At 69.5% G+C, this 1162-nt stretch carries 1 protein-coding gene and 2 pseudogenes; 1 reads left to right on the top strand and 2 read right to left on the bottom strand.

The annotated features are described in order from the left end of the window. Both ACFXG1_RS33190 and ACFXG1_RS33185 read right to left on the bottom strand, forming a co-directional pair. A pseudogene (locus tag ACFXG1_RS33190) lies at nt 1–223 on the bottom strand (IS630 family transposase); the annotation flags it as partial. A 50-nt stretch (nt 224–273) separates the two neighbouring features. After that, nucleotides 274–759: a winged helix-turn-helix domain-containing protein gene (locus ACFXG1_RS33185; protein ID WP_384745901.1), complete on the bottom strand. Its 486-nt coding sequence runs from the start codon at nt 757–759 to the stop codon at nt 274–276. 176 nt (nt 760–935) lie between these two features. Here ACFXG1_RS33185 and ACFXG1_RS33180 point away from each other — a divergent pair. Next, nucleotides 936–1162 (top strand): annotated as a pseudogene (locus ACFXG1_RS33180) (kinase); the annotation flags it as partial.

Here is a 1162-nt window from a genome sequence, read left to right as displayed (position 1 = left end):
GGTGGGCGGCGATCAGTAGATCCCGGTAGTCGCGCCAGGAGAAGCTCTTGCGACCGTCGCGGCGGCCGTCGTCCCGGCGCGGCCAGTAGATCAGCCGCGACCTGTGGCCGGGTTTGTAGCAGGTCAGCGCGGCGATGGATATCCGTCTGCGGGAACGGCCGCGGACCCGGACCACCGGGGTGCGGCCGCGTAGCGACCAGGTCTTCGCGTGCGGCGGCGTCATGGAGAAGCCGGCTTCGTCCTCGAAGACCAGCCAGGCCCCACGGGCCGCCGCTAACCTTCCGCGCGGGGCCACACCTCCTTGACCCACCCCGCGACCGCGTCATCGTCCCGCTCAATGGCGCGACGGGCCGGAACCTGGCAGGACCAGCCGTTACGCACCAACAGCTTCCGCACACCCTGGATCGTGTACGTCAGATGGAAGCGCCGGCCGATCACCGTCTTGACCCGGGCCAGCGTCCAGCGCTGGTCCTCCCAGCCATGCGCGGCCGGTCCCTTGGCCAGCTCCGCCTCAAGCCGCGCGAACTGCCGACTGCTCAGCCTTGGGAGGGACGCTGGCCCCTGCGACCGCAGGGATCGCGGGCCGCCCTCGGCCCATGCGTGACGCCATCGCTGGACCGAGCGGACACTGACCCGCAGATCTCTGGCGATCGCTGTACTGCCCTCGCCCAGGGCGAACCGCTCAGCCGCCCTGAGCCGTAACTCCTTGCGGAACGCCTGCCGTTCGGCGGTCAGCCCGCCCCCTTGTGGATACCGCATACCTTCGGTGATACCGCAGCCACCGGCCAGCCGTCACCCCCTACGACACCACGCGTTCAACCTCAGTAATACTCCAGCTGTAGATCGCGATCTTCGAAGTGCGCGGTCTGCCGGGCGGCGGCAGCCGCCAGCTTTGGACTTGGTGGCTGTGTCGGGCTGGCGCGTAGGGTGCCGGGATGATCGCGATGCCAGAGGAGTTCGCACGGAGCACCGTCGACCGCGAGGGGGAGGCCGGGGCGGTGTGGCTCGCCGAGCTGCCTGGGATCGTGGAGGAGTTGCTGGGGCGCTGGGGGTGTGTACCAGATGGCGAGGTCATGCACGGGGGTGTTGGCGTCATCGTTCCGGGACGCCGTCGGGCTGAGGAGAGCGCCGTGCTGAAGGTGTCGTTTCCGCATCCCGGCAC

This window comes from Streptomyces sp. NPDC059248 (assembly GCF_042753905.1).
Classification (GTDB): domain Bacteria; phylum Actinomycetota; class Actinomycetes; order Streptomycetales; family Streptomycetaceae; genus Streptomyces.
Note: the sequence above shows the minus strand (reverse complement) of the source record. Positions and strands in the feature narration are given on the sequence as shown.